Origin of the sequence: Pseudoalteromonas sp. S327, assembly GCF_005886415.1 — a bacterium.
GTDB classification, from domain to species: Bacteria; Pseudomonadota; Gammaproteobacteria; order Enterobacterales; family Alteromonadaceae; genus Pseudoalteromonas; species Pseudoalteromonas atlantica.
Genome location: NZ_PNDP01000035.1, coordinates 70,038 through 87,956, shown reverse-complemented (window position 1 = coordinate 87,956; position 17,919 = coordinate 70,038). Strand labels below are relative to the sequence as shown.

Below are 17,919 nucleotides of genomic sequence, written 5' to 3'. Positions count from 1 at the left end.
TAAGCCAACAGCGATGTTGGCTTTTTTATTTTATAAGGCTTGTGAAAATTTATGAATACCCTTGCAGAGCTTAAGTCTGGTAGGTTGAATGGTGTTACTCGCTTACAACTCGTAGAAGGCTTAACTGAGTTTCCTTTAGAAATTTTAACCCTTGCAGATACCTTAGAAGTACTCGATTTATCAAACAATAATCTCACTACACTGCCAGATGAGTTTGCATGCTTAACAAAGCTTAAGCGGGTGTTTTTATCGTTTAACCAATTTAAACATATACCTAAAGTACTCGCTAAGTGCCCTGCTTTAATTATGGTTGCATTTAAAGGCAATCAAATAACAGAGTTTGCACTAAACAGCTTACCTAAAAATATTGAATGGTTAATACTTACCGATAACAAATTAAGCGCATTGCCAAGTGACTTTGGTAATTACACACAGCTTAAAAAGCTCGCCCTTGCAGGAAATAACCTAAAACAACTACCCGCGAGTATGGCCTCTTGTACTAATTTAGAGCTAGTTAGGCTCTCTGCTAATAACCTAACAAAACTTGATAATTGGCTATTAGAACTCCCCAAACTTGCTTGGCTTGCCTTTGCGGGTAATGCATTTAATAAAGCTCAATGCTTAACTAACAGTCGTTTGCAAAACACCCCACTTGAAAATTTTCAGCTTAAAAAAGTAATTGGCCAAGGTGCATCGGGCGTTATTCATTTAGCTAAAACAGCCCAGCTCGATGTGGCGGTAAAATTATTTAAAGGGGCAATTACAAGCGATGGCTACCCACTTGATGAAGTAAACTGCTGTTTACAAGCAGGCTATCATAAAAACTTAATTAACGTATTAAGCTACATAGAGCAAAGCACACAGCTTGGTTTAGTGATGGAGCTAATAGATACACGCTTTACTAATTTAGGTTTGCCGCCAAGTTTAGAAACCTGTACGCGCGATACATTTAATACACACTGTCACTATTCGCCTGATGCAATTTATAAAGTTGCCCAGCAAATGATAAGCACCCTAGCCCACTTACATGCTAACAACGTAAGTCATGGCGATATTTACGCACACAACACCATGATAAATGAACAATATGACGTTTTATTTGGCGATTTTGGAGCATCAACAAATTTAGCTATGCTCAGTAATTATCAACAACAGCAAATACAATTAATAGAAGTCCGCGCTTTTGGTTGTTTAATAGAGGATTTACTAAGTACTGTTAGCGCAGCAGTTAAGCAAGATGAATTGTTTGGCAAAATGTCCGATATAGCAACGCGTTCTACCAACAGCGTTATTGCATCACGCCCTAGCTTTAAAGCATTAAGCACCTTATTAAACGAATTGGTATAAATTAAGCAAAAAAAAGCCTGCATAATGCAGGCTTGGTTGGATAAAGCTAAACTTTTACAGGGTCAATTATAAGTACTGACCTAATGCTTTAACTTGGTCTAACATGCGGTTTGAGAAACCCCACTCGTTATCGTACCAAGCCATTACTTTAACTAGTTTGCCATCAGCTTTTGTTTGCGTTGCATCAAAAATTGATGACGCAGGGTTGTGATTAAAATCAATAGAAACAAGCGGAAGCTCGTTGTATTCTAAGATATCTTTCATTGAACCTGTTGCTGCGGCTTTCATTACTTCGTTAATTTCTTCAGCAGTTGTTTCGCGCTTAGTAATAAACGTAAAATCAACTAAAGAAACATTAATAGTAGGTACACGTACCGACATACCGTCTAATTTACCCGCAAGCTCTGGAAGTACTAAGCCAACAGCTGCAGCAGCACCTGTTTTAGTTGGGATCATAGATTGTGTTGCACTACGCGCACGGTATAGATCTGGGTGGTAAACGTCAGATAAGTTTTGATCGTTTGTGTAAGCATGAATTGTAGTCATGCTACCTTGCTCAATACCTACTGTGTCGTTAATTGCTTTTGCGATAGGTGCTAAACAGTTAGTCGTACAAGATGCGTTAGAGATAATGTTGCTATCAGCGTTAATTACATCGCTGTTAACGCCGTGAACTACTGTTGCATCTAAATCTTTACCAGGAGCAGATACAATAACTTTTTTAGCGCCAGCTGTAATGTGCTTAGCCGCGTCTTCACGCTTAGTGAAAAAGCCCGTACATTCTAAAACAATGTCTACGTTTAGCTCTTTCCACGGTAGGTTTGCAGGGTCACGCTCTTGAGTAAGTGTAATTACGTCATCACCAATCAGCATGGTGTTATCTGCAAGTGTTACTTTTTTAGAAAATTGACCATGAACTGAGTCAAATTGTGTTAAATGTGCATTTACATTAGCCGGTGCTAAATCGTTAATTGCTACAATTTTAATTTCACTGTTTTGTGCTGACTCATAAAGCGCACGCAATACATTGCGACCGATACGACCATAACCGTTAATTGCTACATTAATCATTTGAGACTCCTATTTAAGTTCACTTGCTTGGCGAGCAAGCGCTTCAATGGCTTGCCAGTCTTTATTTTCAATTAGTTGTTTGTCTAGCATCCATGTACCACCAACACAAATAACATTGTTAAGTGCTAAATAGTTAGGTGCAGTTGCTAGGCTAATGCCACCTGTTGGGCAAAAAGTAATATGTGGTAATGGTCCGCCTATAGACTTAAGCATTGCCGTTCCGCCTGCAGCTTCAGCAGGGAAGAATTTTAAATACTTAAAACCATGACTTGCTAACTGCATTACTTCGCTCGCAGTTGCAGCACCAGGTAAAAATGGAATGTCTGACTCTTTTGCAAGTGCTAATAACTCAGTACTCACACCTGGGCTAACCATAAAATCTGCACCTGCAGCCACTGATGCTTCAAAGCTTGCTTTATCAACTACAGTTCCCGTACCAACAAAAGCTTCTGGCACTTCAGCTTTCATCAATTTTACAGCTTCCACTGCAACAGGCGTGCGTAGCGTAATTTCAAGGGCTTTTAAGCCACCGTTGTATAACGCTCTAGCGAGTGGTGCTGCATCTTCTAGTTTTTCGATTACAACCACTGGCACCACAGGTGCCGACGCTAAGATTTTTTCAATACTCATTACTTGTTCCTCATTACCCAGTGTGTGGCAATTATTATTCAAGTCCAAAAGCACTCGCACCTAAATCGGCGCTGCTTACAATATTTCTAAATCCAGTAAATAACTCTCGGCCGGTACCAAAGGTTAAGCTTGGTTGGCTAAGTTGTAGTTCACGCTTAGCAAGCTCTTCGTCGCTAACATGTACTTTTAATATTCCGTTTGGCGCATCCAGTGTTACTAAATCGCCCTCAAGAATTTTTGCAATAATGCCACCTTCAACAGCTTCTGGCGCTAAGTGAATAGCAGCAGGCACTTTACCTGATGCGCCCGACATACGGCCATCAGTCACAATAGCTACTTTAAAGCCTTCGTCTTGAAGTGTTGCCATTACTGGCGTTAATTTATGAAGCTCTGGCATACCTTTCGCTTTAGGGCCTTGCTCTTTAAGCACGGCAATAAAGTCTTGGTTTAACTCGCCACGGCTGTATGCCTCTTGCAGTTCGCCTTGTGAGCTAAATACTTTAGCTGGGGCTGTTACTACTTGGTGCTCAGTGGCTACAGCAGAGACTTTAATGACTGCTTTACCTAGGTTACCCGTAAGTAGTTGTAGGCCGCCTTGCTTGCTAAATGGATTGCTAATTGGACGCAGTACTTCTTCATCGAGTGAGTTTTCTGGGCAATCTACCCATTTCACTTTTGAAGGGCCTGTTGAGTTGCTCATAATTAAGCTGTCGTCTTTATCTAAACGCGGCTCCATCATGTAAGGCGCTAAACCTTCACCAAGCATTGTTTTAACATCAGTATGCAAGTAACCTGCGCCGGCTAATTCACGCATTAAGAAGCCCATACCGCCTGCGGCTTGGAAATGGTTTACATCGGCTGAGCCGTTAGGGTAAATACGCGTAAGTAGTGGTACAACTTCTGATAAATCAGACATGTCTTTCCACGTTACTTGAATACCCGCCGCTTTTGCGATAGCAACAATATGAATAGCGTGGTTAGTTGAGCCACCTGTAGATAGCAAGCCAACTAAACCATTAATAATGGTTTTTTCGCTGATTACATCTGCTAAACACGGGCTTTCTTTATCATCTGTAAGCTGCTTAAGCATGGTTTCTACAGCATTACCTGTTAAACCATCGCGAAGCTCAGTATAAGGATTAATAAACGAGCTACCTGGAAGGTGTAGGCCCATTATTTCCATTAACATTTGGTTTGAGTTAGCGGTACCGTAAAACGTACATGTACCTGCGCTGTGGTACGAGGCGCTTTCAGCTTCAAGTAAGTCTTCACGGCTTACTAAGCCTTGTGCAAATTTTTGGCGAATACGTGCTTTTTCTTTGTTAGGAATACCAGATTGCATTGGCCCAGCAGGTAAAAAGAATACCGGTAAGTGACCAAAAGATAAGGCACCAATTAATAAACCTGGGACAATTTTGTCACATACGCCTAAACAAAAAACGCCGTCAAATACGTCATGCGATAGTGATACTGCAGTAGACATAGCAATTACGTCGCGAGAAAAAAGCGATAACTCCATGCCATCACGCCCTTGCGTAACGCCATCACACATTGCTGGCACACCGCCTGCAACTTGGGCAGTTGCGTCGTACTTAGTAGCAAGGTCTTTAATTAAATCTGGGAAATCTTTGTATGGCACATGGGCCGAAAGCATATCGTTATATGAGTTGATAATAGCAAGATTTGGCTGCTCATCAGCCTTTAAGCGCGCTTTGTCGTCGCTGCTACACGCAGCCATAACGTGAGCGATGTTTCCGCAGCCTAGCCCGGCACGGACTCTTGTTTGTTTTTTTGCGTGCGAAATACGATCTAAATAATCTTGACGGGTTTGTTTACTGCGTTCAATAACGCGTTGGGTGACTTCTTCAATGCGAGGGTGCAACATAATTTAGCTCATCTCTATTAGTTAGAGGAAAAAGGCTCAGTAGCAATTACAGACTCCACGTAAATAACTGCACTGAGCATCTTTGATTTACCCGTTCAAAGGTACGCTACCAGGGAGCCTCTCACAACAACCCTGACACCGGTGTCACTGTATTAACGCATAGCATTGACACCGGTGTCAACCCTGAGTAACAAAAATAGTGTAAAATTTTAACGTGACCAATTAATGACCATGCTAATTTTAGTTTATTTGCTAAAATCCGCACAAAAAAAACCCGAATAAGCGTCACTCAAATTCGGGTTACTGTGAAAAACAAAAAAGGGGGTTATTTTATTGCAGCAGTAGACTCGCGGGTAATTAAGCGTGATTCTAACGTTACCTGATACGGCTGCTCTTGTGGCTGCGAAATATGCGATATAAGCTGCGTAACAGCTTGTTTAGTCATTTCTTCTACAGGTTGTGCAATAGTCGTTAAGCCCGGCCATATATGGCGTGCAATTGGTGCGTTATCAAACCCTGCAATAGAAATATCATCGGGTACGCGTAATTGGCGCTGTGTGGCAAGCTTTAATACCGCCGCCGCCATGTAGTCGTTTGATGCAAATACCGCGGTAGGGCGTGGCGATAAATCTAAAATACTGCGCGCACTGTCTACACCTGAGTGATAACTAAAGTTACCCTCTTCTACTAGGCGCTCGTCAAATTCTATACCGTGGCTTGCCAACGCTCGTCTGTAACCTTTAAAGCGCTGTTGCGTAGCACTGTGATCAGGGTGGCCTTTAATAAAAGCAATCGACTTATGACCAAGCGAAATTAAGTGCTCGGTTATTTCATAAGCGCCCTGCTCGTCGTTGCTGCGCACTGAAATTGAATCATCTTCTAGCAGTGCCGATGCAACCCGTGCATAGGGTATTTTTTTAGCTTTTAAAAAATTAGCGAGTTTTTCAAAATCACCAAATGGCGGGGTCAGTACTACGCCGTCTAAACGCGAGGTTTGTAATAACTGCTCTATATCGTTAATTAAATCATCGCCACGTAATTCGCACGGGTGTATTAGTAAGTTGTAGTTATTTTCTTTACAGGCAGCAAGCGCACCCGTTTGTACGCGTGTTATATAACTTTTACTGGGATTGTCGTATAAGCAGCCAATAATAAAGCTGCGATTTTGCGCAAGCCCGCGTGCTATTGGGTTAGGCGTGTAATCAAGCTCTTTAAATACTTTAAGTACTTTTTCGCGCGTAGCTGCACTCACGTTAGGCTCATTATTTAAAACCCGCGACACGGTTTTTTTAGAAACGCCTGCATGGCTTGCTACGCTATTTATGGTTACTTTTTTCATTTGTTCATTATCCAAATACAACCATTAAGCAAATTTACTTGCTGTTATATAAACACGCACCCGCCCCAATTAGCGGAATGTTATCTTGCGTTACTAAAGTAACTGGAATTTGCCCTGCATATTGCGACATAACACCTTTTTGCGAAAAACGCTCTACAAAACGGCTTTCAAGTAATCGGGTTTGCATACGCGGTAAAATACCGCCGCCTATAAATAGGCCACCTAATGCGCCGTATACTACCGCTAAATCGCCTGCCACACTGCCAATCCAGTCACAAAACTGATTAAGCGTTGCATCGCACACTTCACACTCGCCACTGTTTGCAAGGCTACTAATTTGTGCTGCGTCTAAATTTTTAGCTGTAACCCCTTTCACGGCTGCCATTGCTTTGTATAAATGGGCAATACCTGGGCCTGAAAAAACAGTTTCTATAGATACATGAGGGTGCTCTTTTCGAAGCTCGTTAATTAATAAAGCGTCTAGCTCGTTCACAGGAGCAAGCGACATATGCCCGCCCTCAGAGCTTAACACTGCCGTAGATTGCGCGGTACGCACTAAGCACGCAGCGCCAAAACCTGTACCAGGGCCCATAACACCAATATTTGCATTTGCATCGGCTTGCCCTGGTTTAATGGTAATATTTTGCGTTGAGTCTAAATAAGGCGCTGCATAAGCAAACGCAGCAAAGTCATTAATTACTTCTAATTGTGTTAGATTAAAATGTGCTTTAAATTCACTAACACTAAAATGCCAACCCAAATTGGTTAAATGCACTTGGCCTGCTTTTATAGGGCCTGCAACAGCTAAACATGCCTGAGTTGGCGTAACATGAGGGATCGTTGTTAAGTATTGTTCAAGTGCACTTTCTAAAGAGCCAAAATTAGCACTGGGAAATATGTTAATATGCTCAATAACAAATTGGTTAGTTTGCTCATTAAAGTCGGTAATTAATGCAAAGCGCGCATTGGTGCCACCAATATCGGCAACTAAGATAGGGTTAAACTGGGCAGAAGAATTTTGGCTCATGGTATTATCTCTTTTGTGTAAGCGGCTTATGCTTATTATTTTACAACGGCTATGCGTTGTTATTTATACACTTTGAGCTATCACCTCAAAGTAGCTATCACAGTAAAAAAGGCTGCTATATAAAATAGCAGCTAATACGTTTTGACAACAAAATGATAAAACATTGGCATTATGACACCGGTGTCAGGATTAGATCAATAATAAATCGCAAAAAGCTTGAAATAATTCACTAATAGTCGAAAATGACACAATTATTTAGCATATAATTAAGTTGTAACAATGAAAGGTAAAGCCACCTCATTTGACATTGCCCATTATGCAGGGGTTTCACAATCAACTGTATCTCGCGCTTTACGTAACAGCCCCCTTGTTAATGAAGAAACACGCAAACGCGTCCACGACATAGCAAAACAACTTAACTATAAAGTTGATAAAAATGCCAGCAACTTGCGTACTCAGCAAAGTAGTACCCTTGCGCTATTGTTGTTTGAAGACCCAACATCAGATGAATCACAAATCAATCCATTCTTTTTATCAATGCTGGGCAGTATTACCCGTGCGTGTGCAAAAGAAGGTTACGACTTATTAGTATCGTTTCAATCAGCTAGTGCCGATTGGCAAGCCGACTACGAAGACAGCCACAGAGCCGATGGCATTATTTTGCTCGGCTATGGTGATTACATAGACTTTCAACCAAAATTTAAAACCTTGCTTGACCAAAACACTAAGTTTGTATGCTGGGGCGCCACAGTAGATAACCGCCCAGATCTTACTGTATGCTGCGACAACTATGGCGGGGGCAAACTAGCCGCTGGCCATTTAATTGCCCATAACCGCACCGATTGCGCGTTTATCGGTGATGCATCTGATCACAGCCCAGAATTTTTTGCCCGCTTTCAGGGGTTTAAAGATGAGCTACTTACTAACGGTATAACCATTAATGAGCGAAAAATGGCCAATGCTATTTCAACTGAAGAGTCTGGTTATCATGCTACACGCTCACTTATTGCTAATAACATAAAATTTAACGCCTTATTTGCCGCCAGTGATTTAATTGCCATTGGTGCAATTCGCGCTTTAAAAGAAGCCAATATTAATGTTCCTAACGAAGTGGCCGTGGTCGGTTTTGATAACATAGCCATTGCAAGCTACATAAACCCACCGCTCACCACCATAGCGCAAGACACCACCGTCGCAGGGCAAATGTTAGTAGAGAACTTACTTAAATTAATACGTGAAGAAGAAGTGCAAAGCACCCTTTTACCGCCGGTATTAATTGCCAGAGGGTCTAGTTAAGAATTTATCACTCAACTTCATTGTGCTTATTAAACATTAACCCCCCACTTAGATACAAAAAAGCCACGGCTGTTAACCGTGGCTTTAATTTTACATTTTGAACTAGCCTTATTTTAAAGCTTTCTCAACAACTGGGTAATGATCCCAAACTTGTTTGTCGCTCAGTGAACGGACTAATTTAATATACTCGGCATGAGTCCATGCCAATGGTGTTGCTGAATTAGTTCCCTCGCCTAGCTCATAACCTACTTTGTTAACCCCTACACCATCCCATACTTGCTCTGGTAACATAAGGCCGTTATTAGCAAATTGCTCTAAGCCTTTCACATAGCTGTTTTTAATTTGCGCTTGTTTAGCATCATCCAGAGCGTTGTTTGCATTAGCCGCTGCGATTTCGTAATGCCCGCGCTCACCGGTGAAAAATGGCCATACACGCCCACGTTGGCCTGGTGTATTACTACCACCCTCAGCATAGTTTGTGCCTTTAACTTCATCTTCACCGTAGCCATCATTGCCATAGCGGCGGTAGCCTGCAAAAGTGCCGCTGCCATCGTCAAAGCTAAAGCTGTATTTTACTTGTAGGTTATCTTCAAGTGTTTCATCGTCATACTCAGGTAGTGTCTTAACGATGCTTCCATCATTTGCACCGCGTACACCATAGCGTACTAACTCTAAAAAGCCGCCATCTAAAATTTGCTTTTTATTAAACCCTTCGCGGCCATTATTAGCGTTAATTTTAGTGTTTGAGTTTGCATCGGTATCTTGGCCTATACGAATAAAATATTCGCCATCGCTATTTTCGCCTTTTAAGTTACCTTCGGTAGTAAACATTTGCGATTCAATATCGCTGCTGTATTTTTTAGCCGTGGCAAGGTAGCGCTGCGCGTTTTTATCATCGCCACTAAGCGTTGCGATATCACTTGCGGTAATAAGGCCTGCCACTATTGCCGCAGTTGTAGATGGCGAATAACCGCTTTGCTCTTCCCAGCGCTCTTGTTGTGTTGCCGGTGGTGTAATTTGTGTGTCGTTCCACAAAATTTTAGCAAGTCCGCCCTCTACTAAAAAATCTGCCGCTGGTTTTAACATTTTGCCGTACCAGCTTTTTAGCTCTTCATCGCTAAGTACGTTGGCTTTATGTAACTTCCATGCCAGCATGATAGGCATAGCAGTTTGATCAAGCTGTACGCCTACCCATTCTAACTCACCATCGACGTGTGTTTTTTGTAAAAACCAGCCTGTATCGCCTTTATTACCTGGTGTTTTGCTGTTTACTTGCACTTTTTCAAGGTATTCGAACGCTGTTTTTGCTGTGGCAGTATCACCAAGCGCCATAAATGCCATGGCTACTTGATAAAAATCGCGCACCCATACCGCTTTATAACCCGTAGAACCCTCTTTGGCTGAAACCGTTTCGCCCCATGGGTTAGATAAAGAAGCAATTAATGCCCCTGCGTGTGTTTTATCTTCTTGTGCTTTTAGTACCATGGTGCTGGTGTATAAAAGCTTACCGTTATCGGCTGTTTGTTCAACCATGGTATTAAGCGGTTTTAGGCTTTGTAGGTAATCTTCCCAGCCTAGCGCTTCTCCTTTGCCGTTGTAGTGATCGAGCACCGCTTGGTACCCTTTTGCCAAACTTTTTTCGCCTTGCTGAATACTTTGCTGCTGCGTTTTACCAAAGCTCAGGGCTAAATCAAAAGTGGTATTTGCACTTATCTCGCCAAGCTCTGCAAGCATGCTTACATTACCAGCAGTTTCGCCGGTATTTGTGTATTGGGTAGTTATAGATTGCGTAGTTTTAAGTGCATTAATGCCGTCACTTTTTCCTGTAAACCCTACCGTTTTTGCTTTAAATGGTGATGCGGATTGAAGTGATAGATAGTTATCGTTTTCCCATGCTACTAGGCCTTGCTCTGTTGTTTTAGCAAAGTCACCTAAGCCGTTATTATTAATGTACGGATTAACAGACACATACGCTTTTAGCCCTTCAAGCTCAGTATTAAATACGCTGCGTACAAACAGGGTTTGCCCATCTGGGTCAGTAAATATGTGTTTTTCTAGGCTAAAGCGGCCTTGTTTATCAGTGCTTGTTACTTTATAAGCCAGCGATAACGGGCGACCTTGTGCATCTTTATGTAAGTAATCAATGGTGACATTTAAATCATCCACTTCACTAACGGTAAAATCTTTACCTGTTACTATAAATTGCATGTCTTTTATTTGTGCTTGGTGAATAAGCCCAAACATGGTTTCGGTGATCATCCCTTTAGCAATTGAAAACCATACTTTAGACACATCCCCCGTTGCAGCTGCATCAGTGTATTGGCCGTTTTGGTATTGCTCGTATGATGTACCAATACCTGTTTTACCCGCATAAGCCCAAAAAGGCTCTGCACCTGGGGCGCCTGGTGCCGATGTAACCTGTGCTGTGGTACTTTCGTTAGTTGTGCTTGTGTTTTGAGCACCGCAAGCCGTTAAACCTAACGTTAAAAGAGAGGCGGTTATAAGGTTATATTTTTTCATTGTGTGTCCTTAATGAGAATTTTTAACGCGCATTACTGCAACAGCAGCAACAACAAACGAAGCTGCACCAATTAATAATGCGTAAATAGGCTGATTAGAAAATACGTGGCGTAAAATAAGCCCTAAAACACTGGCGGCAAGTAACTGAGGTATAACTATAAAAAAGTTAAAAATCCCCATATAAACGCCCATTTTGTTACTCGGTAGTGCGTTACTTAACATGGCATACGGGAGTGATAAAATAGACGCCCAAGCAAACCCTACGCCTATCATAGGTATAAGTAGCATTTTAGGGTCTTGAATAAACATGAAGCTTGCAAGACTTAACGCGCCCAGCAATAAATTAAAGCAATGCGCGCCTTTTAATCCCATTTTTTTAACTAAAAACGGAATACACATAGCGGCAATTGCGGCAAATCCATTGTAAGCGGCAAATAAAATACCCACCCAATCTGCACCATCGTTAAATGCTTTAGAAGTTGCATCGCTACTACCATAATGAAAGCTTGTTACTGCAGCGGTGGTATAAATCCACATAGCAAATAAAGTAAACCAGCTAAAAAACTGCACCCAGGCAAGCTGCTTCATGGCCTCCGGCATAGTAAATACATCTTGTACTACTTGGTAAAAACCACCTTGGGTTTTATTCGCACTTTTAAGCGCCGCTGCAATCCACTGCACAATACCAAACGCTAATAAACCACCAGCAAGTAGGTATAATTCTTTTTCAAGGGATAAGCCCATGACTAATGCAAGAGTTGCTAAACCCAGTACCACAAAAATAATGGCACCTTTAATAAAGTTAATATCAACCACTTTGCTTGTAGTAGGTTGAGCGCTTTGCTTTTCAAAAGCCGCTAATTGCTCAGGGCTGTATTCTTTAGTACGTGCTACGGTCCAGAGCACGGCGACAAGTAACACCACCCCGCCCCAATAAAATGAGTATTTAACAGATTCAGGAATTTGCCCTGGGGCTGCGGTATTACTTACATCAAACCAGTTGGTCATCATCCATGGTAGCGCTGAGGCTAACACCGCCCCAATACCAATAAAAAAGCTTTGTAAACCGTAGCCTGTCGCGCGTTGCTTTTCTGGCAAGTTATCACCAACAAGTGCTCTAAACGGTTCCATGGTTACGTTGATTGACGCATCCATGATCCATAACATACCCGCGGCAATCCAAAGCGTTGGTGAATGCGGCATAATAAATAGTGAAAGCGTTGTTAACACTGCGCCTATAAAAAAGAACGGACGACGGCGGCCAAAGCGCCCCCAGGTTTTATCACTCCAATAGCCTATAATAGGCTGAACAATTAAGCCTGTAAGTGGGGCTGCAACCCATAAAATGGGAATATCATCAACTTGTGCGCCTAATGTTTGAAATATTCGGCTCACATTGCCGTTTTGCAGGGCAAAACCAAATTGTATGCCTAAAAAGCCAAAGCACATGTTCCATATTTGCCAAAAACTTAAATTTGGCTTATCGGTATTATTATTTTGATTATTCATTATTAGCCTTATTTGTTAATACTGCGCTGCTAAATGCATCAAGTGTGAGGTTAAATGTAGCGCCTTGCGGGTGAGCTTTAAGCTCGGTGGTGTGATTTTCAAGTAAATCATTTAATAGCGTATTTTCACTCACTGCACCTAATTGTGCCTTTGATAAATTAACCGTAAATGTTTGTGGCTTCTCACTAAAGTTACTTAACACATACACACTTTGCTGGCCTAAAGAGCGGGTAAAACCAACAACACGTTCACTTCCTACAAGGTTAAGTGCCGACATTTCTCCGCCTACTACAGCAGGTAAACTATTCAGTGACATAACCGCTTTGTAGTAATCACGAAGTGCTATTTGCTCTGCGGTTAAATTAGCGCCATCAAATTTTCCGTTATTCATCCATGCTTGGTGCGCTGGGACGCCAATGTAGTCAAAAATACTGGTACGTGTCGGCGCTCCAAACCCCGCCTTTTCAGAGCCATCTTCTCCCACATCTTGAGCAAAATATAAAAGTGTTGGCGCGCGGCTAATTAAATTAGAAACAACTAAAGCAGGTTTACCCCACTGGGCATTACCCGCAAAATCCGGGCTTGCGATTCGTTGCTCGTCGTGATTTTCTAAAAAGTGCAGCATGTGTTGCTCTATATCGAGCACACTTTGATGCGCATCAAAAATACTATTGGCAGGTTGTTTAAGTTGCATTATCGCTTTTAAGGTATCGTAAAAGCCGACTTTATCGTAAAGGTAATCCATTTTACCTTGCTGAATATAGGCACGGTACATTAACGGGTTATATACTTCGGCCAATAAAAACGCATCGCTTTTTTGCATTTTTATTGACGAATTTAAAAAGCTCCAAAATTCAACCGGTACCATTTCGGCCATGTCGTATCTAAAGCCATCAACGCCTTTGTCTAACCAAAAAAGTGCAATGTCTCTAAATTTGTACCAGCTATCTGGTAGCTCTTTATCTTGCCAAAACGCATAATGAGCACGGTAATCTTTGTCTTTATAGTCGTTTGGCAGCTGAGCAAAATCGTAGCTACCATCAGGCTTTACGCCATAATTTACTTTTACTGTTTCGTACCAATCGTTAATGTCGGGTTTTGGTGCACGGGCACCGTTACCTGTCCATTTAGCAGGTGTTTCATCAAAAAAGCCATCCGCAAGTGGGTGAGCCTTTCCCCCTAACACGGTATAAGTTGTAGAGGTAGGCACTTGAAATGACTGCCCAGGCACATAGTAAAAGTTGTTATTTTTATCGTACGTTTTACTGGTGTCGTCTTGTGCGCCGAAATCCTCTACGCCTTTAGGCTTTCCAAGTGATTGATAATTACGGGCAACATGGTTAGGCACTATATCAATAATGACTTTCATACCGTGGCTATGTGTACGCTCAATAAGCTGGCTAAACTCCCCCATGCGGTTTGTTACATTAACGGCTAAATCGGGGTTAACATCGTAGTAATCTTTAATTGCGTACGGTGACCCTGCGCGACCTTTTACTACATCGGGGTCATCTTGTGAAATGCCGAAGTCGGTATAATCGCCCACTAACGCGTGGTGTAATACACCGGTATACCAAACGTGCGTGGTACCTAGCTCTTTAATGCCTTTGAGGGCTGCATCGTTAAAGTCGGCAAATTTACCTACGCCGTTTTGCTCTTTAGTGCCCCATGGCACATTGGCTGTTTCGGTATTACCAAACAAACGGGTAAATACTTGATATACAACCGGCTTGGTAAGCTCATTTTGCGTGTGGGCAGGTGCTTGCTGTTGTTCAGGTTTGTTATTTTCTGAACACCCTGTAGCAATAAGTGCACTACACAGTACTGCGGGTACATAAACTGATTTTTTCATTGTGTGTCTTTTTTGTCAGTATTGTTATTAACTTTATACTAAAGATTACTGCAGCAACCATACAGTTGCTGCATACGTATTCAGGTCACTATTGTGGCGTATTTATAACGAGTACCGTTGCGCTCATCGCTGGTAATTCAATGGTTTTGCCAACCTTTTGTGTTTTTTGAGTAAATAAATTAAATGCTGTTGTGCTGTTAGGCATTACCTCTTGCATATACTCAATATTTTTTTGTAGCGTTTGTGTGTTTTTATTCATAAATACCAACACTGTTTGCTCCTCGGTAATACGCGCATAACTATAAACCCCTTGTTGAGGCGTAAAATGTACAAGCTTTCCTTTATCTAGTGCTGAGCTGTTTTTTCTAAAGTTAAGCAACGTACTGATGGTGTTATGCATCTCTTTTTGCTGTTTTGTTAAGCCCTCTTTGGTAAAGGCATTACGTGTTTGGCCTTCAAACCCGCCGGGGAAGTCGATTCTAATATCACCATGGTCTTTACTTGGGGTGTTATCTAATAGTACTTCCGTACCGTAATACATTTGCGCTATGCCACGTGTAGTTAAAAACAAGGTCATCGCCATTTTTGTTTTGGCAACATCTTGGCCAAGCTCAGTGTAAACACGGCTCATATCGTGGTTATCGGCAAATACCATAATGTTATTTGTATCAGGGTATAAAAAGTCATTAGCTAACGATTCATATACTTTAACCCAACCCGTGTTCCAGCTTTCATCTTCATTTAGCGCTTGAATTACCGACTCTTGCAACGAAAAGTCCATCACGCTTGGTAAGCTTGATGTATAGCCATCTTGGTTATGCTTGCCACGTTGCCAGTAAGAGGCAATAGCAGGGTTAGACGTCCACTCTTCTCCCACAATATTAAAATCTGGGTACTCTTGCATTATGGCTTTTGTCCAATCACTCAAAAATGCTTTATCTGAGTAAGAGTAGGTATCAACACGTATGCCGCTTAAATCGGCGTATTCTATCCACCAAATCGCATTTTGAATTAAGTATTCACTTAACAGTGGTTGGCGCTGATTTAAATCAGGCATGGTTTCTACAAACCAGCCATCGTTAAACTGGCGCTTGTCGTATTCACTGGCGTGTGGGTCTTGTATGGTTTGGCGCGCATGGCTGGTGGCATTTTTGCCTTTATTAAATTCACCATTAAAGTTAATCCAATCTTTAGTTGGCTTATCGTTAACCCAAGTATGCTCAGAGCCAAAATGGTTAAGAACCATATCCATTACTAGCCCTATACCCTGCTCTTTTGCTTTTACTGATAACGTTTTGTATAGCTGGTTTGAGCCCATTCGTGGGTCAACCTTATAAAAGTCTGTAATTGCATAGCCATGATAAGAATAGTTAGGCATGTTGTTTTCAAGCACAGGGGTTAGCCAAAGCTGTGTTACGCCTAAGTCGTTTAAATAGGGAAGCGCGTTTATAACGCCCTGAATATCACCACCGTGGCGCCCACCTTTTATACTCGGGTTTGCCGCTTCTAACATGCTTGGGACGGTATCGTTTTGTTTATCACCATTAGCAAATCGATCAGGGTTAATTAAATAAAGCGTATCAGCTGATGTAAACCCTTGACGCTGAGCGCTGTTTTTATCTCGCTCAAGAAGTGGAAACTCAAAGTTATTGCTCGTTTCGCTGCTATTAAATTCAAGCGTTCCGGCTTTAGCGGCGTCGGTAATGGTAATATTTAAAAATACATAATTTGGATTGTCGGTGCGGGTTACTTTATTTAACTTAACGCCGTTGTATTTAGCTAATTTAATTTGCTCGTTTGCAATGTTTTGCTCATGAACCATGATGGTAATCGTGTTTTTGTTCATGCCAACCCACCAATTAGCTGGCTCAACGTCAAGTGCGTAGCTAATGGTTGGTAAAGTACAGGCACTTACAAGTAAAAGTTTTTTTAAAAGTTGCATCATCAGGCCTTTTTAATTTTTGCTAAAAAATCTTTATGAGTGGGTAATTGATCTACCGTTGAGGTAATAAGCGTTTTTAGTGTTGAGAATAAATCGTTTAGTTGTTCACTACTGAGTGAATCAACAATGCTGTTGTAATCTTCGGGGATAAGCCCTTGGCCAATAAATACCTGTTGCCAGGCAACTTCGGCAAATAATTCGTCGTTTTCGCGCACTACTTTGCCGGTTTGCTTAAATAATTTGAGCTTATGGGCCAATGAGTCAGGAATGTCCATTTGCTTACATTGTCGCCAAAATGGGGAGTCTTCTCGCGCTGTTAGTGTGTAATGCAATATTATAAAATCACGAATGTGCTCTATTTCTATCACGCTTTGCTTATTAAATTCAGTAACTAAAGCTTCGCTTATGCCATTGTGTGGAAACAGCTTTATTAAACGGGTTACGGCACTTTGTATTAAATGAATACTGGTAGACTCTAGCGGCTCTAAAAAGCCACTGGCAAGGCCAACCGATACCACATTTTTATGCCATTGCTTTAACCGCCGCCCTGTTTTAAATTTAATCACCCGCGGCTCAGTCATTGGCTCAGCGGGTAAATTATCTATTAATAACTGCGTTGCCGCATCGTCAGATAAATAACGACTACAATACACCAAGCCATTTCCTATTCGGCTTTGCAGCGGTATTTGCCACTGCCAGCCTGCGCTGTGTGCAATTGAACGCGTATAAGGTTTCAGCTCGCTAGTACCTTGAGACTGCACCGCTACGGCGCTATCACACGGTAAATAATGAGACCAATCGACAAAACCGGTGTTAAGGGTTTGCTCTATGAGTAAGGCGCGCTGGCCTGTAGCGTCTATAAAAAGGTCGCCATTTATCTGCTGTGTGTTACCAAGGGTTAATGATTTTATATTCCCTGATAGAGGGCATTGTTCTACCTGCTCTATTTTGGCATCAATATGCTCAACACCGCGTGATGTTGCGAGCTTTTTTAAAAACTCAGCATATAACGTTGCGTCAAAATGATACGCATAACTCAAGCCAGGCAATTGTGTATTAGGTAGGGTATTTAAGGGTGCAAATTTATGCTGTTTAGCCGCTTGGTAGTTAAGAGAAAAATCCCATAAGCTTTCTTCTGCACCGCTAATATGCCCTTTTACCCAAAAATTGTAAAAATCGCAAAAGGGGAAGTCTTTTCCAAATGAGCCAAAAGCATGCATGTAGCTATGAGAGGGGGTTTTCCAATTTTCGAACTCAATTCCTAATTTTATAGATGCATTTGTAGCGTTTATAAAATCTTGCTCGTTTATACCCAATGCATTGTTAAGTTGAATAATAGGCGGAATTGTTGCTTCACCCACGCCTATAGTGCCAATAGTACTTGACTCAATAAGGGTTATTTTAATTACTTTACCTAACACTTTATTAAGCAAGGCGGCTGTTATCCACCCTGCCGTGCCCCCGCCTGCGATTACGACGTGTTTTATTGGTTTCATATTAT

Annotated in this window: 12 protein-coding genes; 2 read left to right on the top strand and 10 right to left on the bottom strand. The window is 41.7% G+C overall.

All coding sequences use genetic code 11. The annotated features are described in order from the left end of the window. The first annotated feature begins 51 nt into the window (after positions 1 to 51). Positions 52 to 1,347, top strand: coding sequence for a leucine-rich repeat-containing protein kinase family protein (locus tag CWB60_RS11470; protein WP_138578186.1), 1,296 nt, complete (start codon positions 52 to 54; stop codon positions 1,345 to 1,347). A 66-nt stretch (positions 1,348 to 1,413) separates the two neighbouring features. Here the strand turns inward: CWB60_RS11470 and gap are convergent, their stop codons facing one another. The 5 genes from gap to glk all read right to left on the bottom strand — a co-directional run bounded on the left by gap (position 1,414) and on the right by glk (position 7,299). Then, on the bottom strand, positions 1,414 to 2,418 hold the full coding sequence (gene gap, locus CWB60_RS11465; protein WP_138578188.1) for a type I glyceraldehyde-3-phosphate dehydrogenase: 1,005 nt from the start codon (positions 2,416 to 2,418) through the stop codon (positions 1,414 to 1,416). A 9-nt stretch (positions 2,419 to 2,427) separates the two neighbouring features. After that, positions 2,428 to 3,048 carry a bifunctional 4-hydroxy-2-oxoglutarate aldolase/2-dehydro-3-deoxy-phosphogluconate aldolase gene (eda, locus tag CWB60_RS11460; RefSeq protein WP_138578190.1) on the bottom strand — a complete coding sequence of 207 codons (621 nt, stop codon included), beginning with the start codon at positions 3,046 to 3,048 and terminating at the stop codon, positions 2,428 to 2,430. A 34-nt stretch (positions 3,049 to 3,082) separates the two neighbouring features. Next, on the bottom strand, positions 3,083 to 4,933 hold the full coding sequence (gene edd / locus CWB60_RS11455) for a phosphogluconate dehydratase (RefSeq protein ID WP_029773525.1): 1,851 nt from the start codon (positions 4,931 to 4,933) through the stop codon (positions 3,083 to 3,085). A gap of 325 nt (positions 4,934 to 5,258) precedes the next feature. Then, positions 5,259 to 6,272, bottom strand: a complete 1,014-nt coding sequence (locus tag CWB60_RS11450) for a LacI family DNA-binding transcriptional regulator (protein WP_024034047.1) — start codon at positions 6,270 to 6,272, stop codon at positions 5,259 to 5,261. A 34-nt stretch (positions 6,273 to 6,306) separates the two neighbouring features. Next, positions 6,307 to 7,299 (bottom strand): glucokinase, encoded by a 993-nt coding sequence (glk, locus tag CWB60_RS11445; protein ID WP_024034046.1) that lies wholly within the window; start codon positions 7,297 to 7,299, stop codon positions 6,307 to 6,309. A gap of 279 nt (positions 7,300 to 7,578) precedes the next feature. Between glk and CWB60_RS11440 the strand changes: the two genes are divergently transcribed. Continuing rightward, positions 7,579 to 8,595, top strand: coding sequence for a LacI family DNA-binding transcriptional regulator (locus CWB60_RS11440; protein WP_054982417.1), 1,017 nt, complete (start codon positions 7,579 to 7,581; stop codon positions 8,593 to 8,595). A 108-nt stretch (positions 8,596 to 8,703) separates the two neighbouring features. Here CWB60_RS11440 and CWB60_RS11435 read toward each other — a convergent pair whose 3' ends face one another. The 5 genes from CWB60_RS11435 to CWB60_RS11415 form a co-directional block, all read right to left on the bottom strand. Further along, positions 8,704 to 11,115, bottom strand: coding sequence for a glycoside hydrolase family 15 protein (locus CWB60_RS11435; protein WP_138578192.1), 2,412 nt, complete (start codon positions 11,113 to 11,115; stop codon positions 8,704 to 8,706). A 9-nt stretch (positions 11,116 to 11,124) separates the two neighbouring features. Then, entirely contained in the window at positions 11,125 to 12,624 is a 1,500-nt protein-coding gene (locus tag CWB60_RS11430) for an MFS transporter (protein WP_138578194.1), read from the bottom strand. Further along, on the bottom strand, positions 12,617 to 14,476 hold the full coding sequence (locus CWB60_RS11425) for an alpha-amylase family protein (protein WP_138578196.1): 1,860 nt from the start codon (positions 14,474 to 14,476) through the stop codon (positions 12,617 to 12,619). The genes CWB60_RS11430 and CWB60_RS11425 overlap by 8 nt, the downstream gene beginning before the upstream one ends. An 88-nt stretch (positions 14,477 to 14,564) precedes the next feature. After that, positions 14,565 to 16,421: a glycoside hydrolase family 13 protein gene (locus CWB60_RS11420; protein ID WP_138578198.1), complete on the bottom strand. Its 1,857-nt coding sequence runs from the start codon at positions 16,419 to 16,421 to the stop codon at positions 14,565 to 14,567. Beyond that, positions 16,421 to 17,914: a tryptophan halogenase family protein gene (locus CWB60_RS11415; RefSeq protein ID WP_138578200.1), complete on the bottom strand. Its 1,494-nt coding sequence runs from the start codon at positions 17,912 to 17,914 to the stop codon at positions 16,421 to 16,423. Before CWB60_RS11415 ends, CWB60_RS11420 begins: the two co-directional genes overlap by 1 nt. Between the last annotated feature and the right edge of the window lie 5 nt (positions 17,915 to 17,919).

Bases quoted from the DNA above. Each gene is read 5' to 3' on its own strand.
- CWB60_RS11470 (WP_138578186.1), top strand. From the start codon at position 52: ATGAATACCCTTGCAGAGCTTAAGTCTGGTAGGTTGAATGGTGTTACT.
- gap (WP_138578188.1), bottom strand. From the start codon at position 2,418: ATGATTAATGTAGCAATTAACGGTTATGGTCGTATCGGTCGCAATGTA.
- eda (WP_138578190.1), bottom strand. From the start codon at position 3,048: ATGAGTATTGAAAAAATCTTAGCGTCGGCACCTGTGGTGCCAGTGGTT.
- edd (WP_029773525.1), bottom strand. From the start codon at position 4,933: ATGTTGCACCCTCGCATTGAAGAAGTCACCCAACGCGTTATTGAACGC.
- CWB60_RS11450 (WP_024034047.1), bottom strand. From the start codon at position 6,272: ATGAAAAAAGTAACCATAAATAGCGTAGCAAGCCATGCAGGCGTTTCT.
- glk (WP_024034046.1), bottom strand. From the start codon at position 7,299: ATGAGCCAAAATTCTTCTGCCCAGTTTAACCCTATCTTAGTTGCCGAT.
- CWB60_RS11440 (WP_054982417.1), top strand. From the start codon at position 7,579: ATGAAAGGTAAAGCCACCTCATTTGACATTGCCCATTATGCAGGGGTT.
- CWB60_RS11435 (WP_138578192.1), bottom strand. From the start codon at position 11,115: ATGAAAAAATATAACCTTATAACCGCCTCTCTTTTAACGTTAGGTTTA.
- CWB60_RS11430 (WP_138578194.1), bottom strand. From the start codon at position 12,624: ATGAATAATCAAAATAATAATACCGATAAGCCAAATTTAAGTTTTTGG.
- CWB60_RS11425 (WP_138578196.1), bottom strand. From the start codon at position 14,476: ATGAAAAAATCAGTTTATGTACCCGCAGTACTGTGTAGTGCACTTATT.
- CWB60_RS11420 (WP_138578198.1), bottom strand. From the start codon at position 16,421: ATGATGCAACTTTTAAAAAAACTTTTACTTGTAAGTGCCTGTACTTTA.
- CWB60_RS11415 (WP_138578200.1), bottom strand. From the start codon at position 17,914: ATGAAACCAATAAAACACGTCGTAATCGCAGGCGGGGGCACGGCAGGG.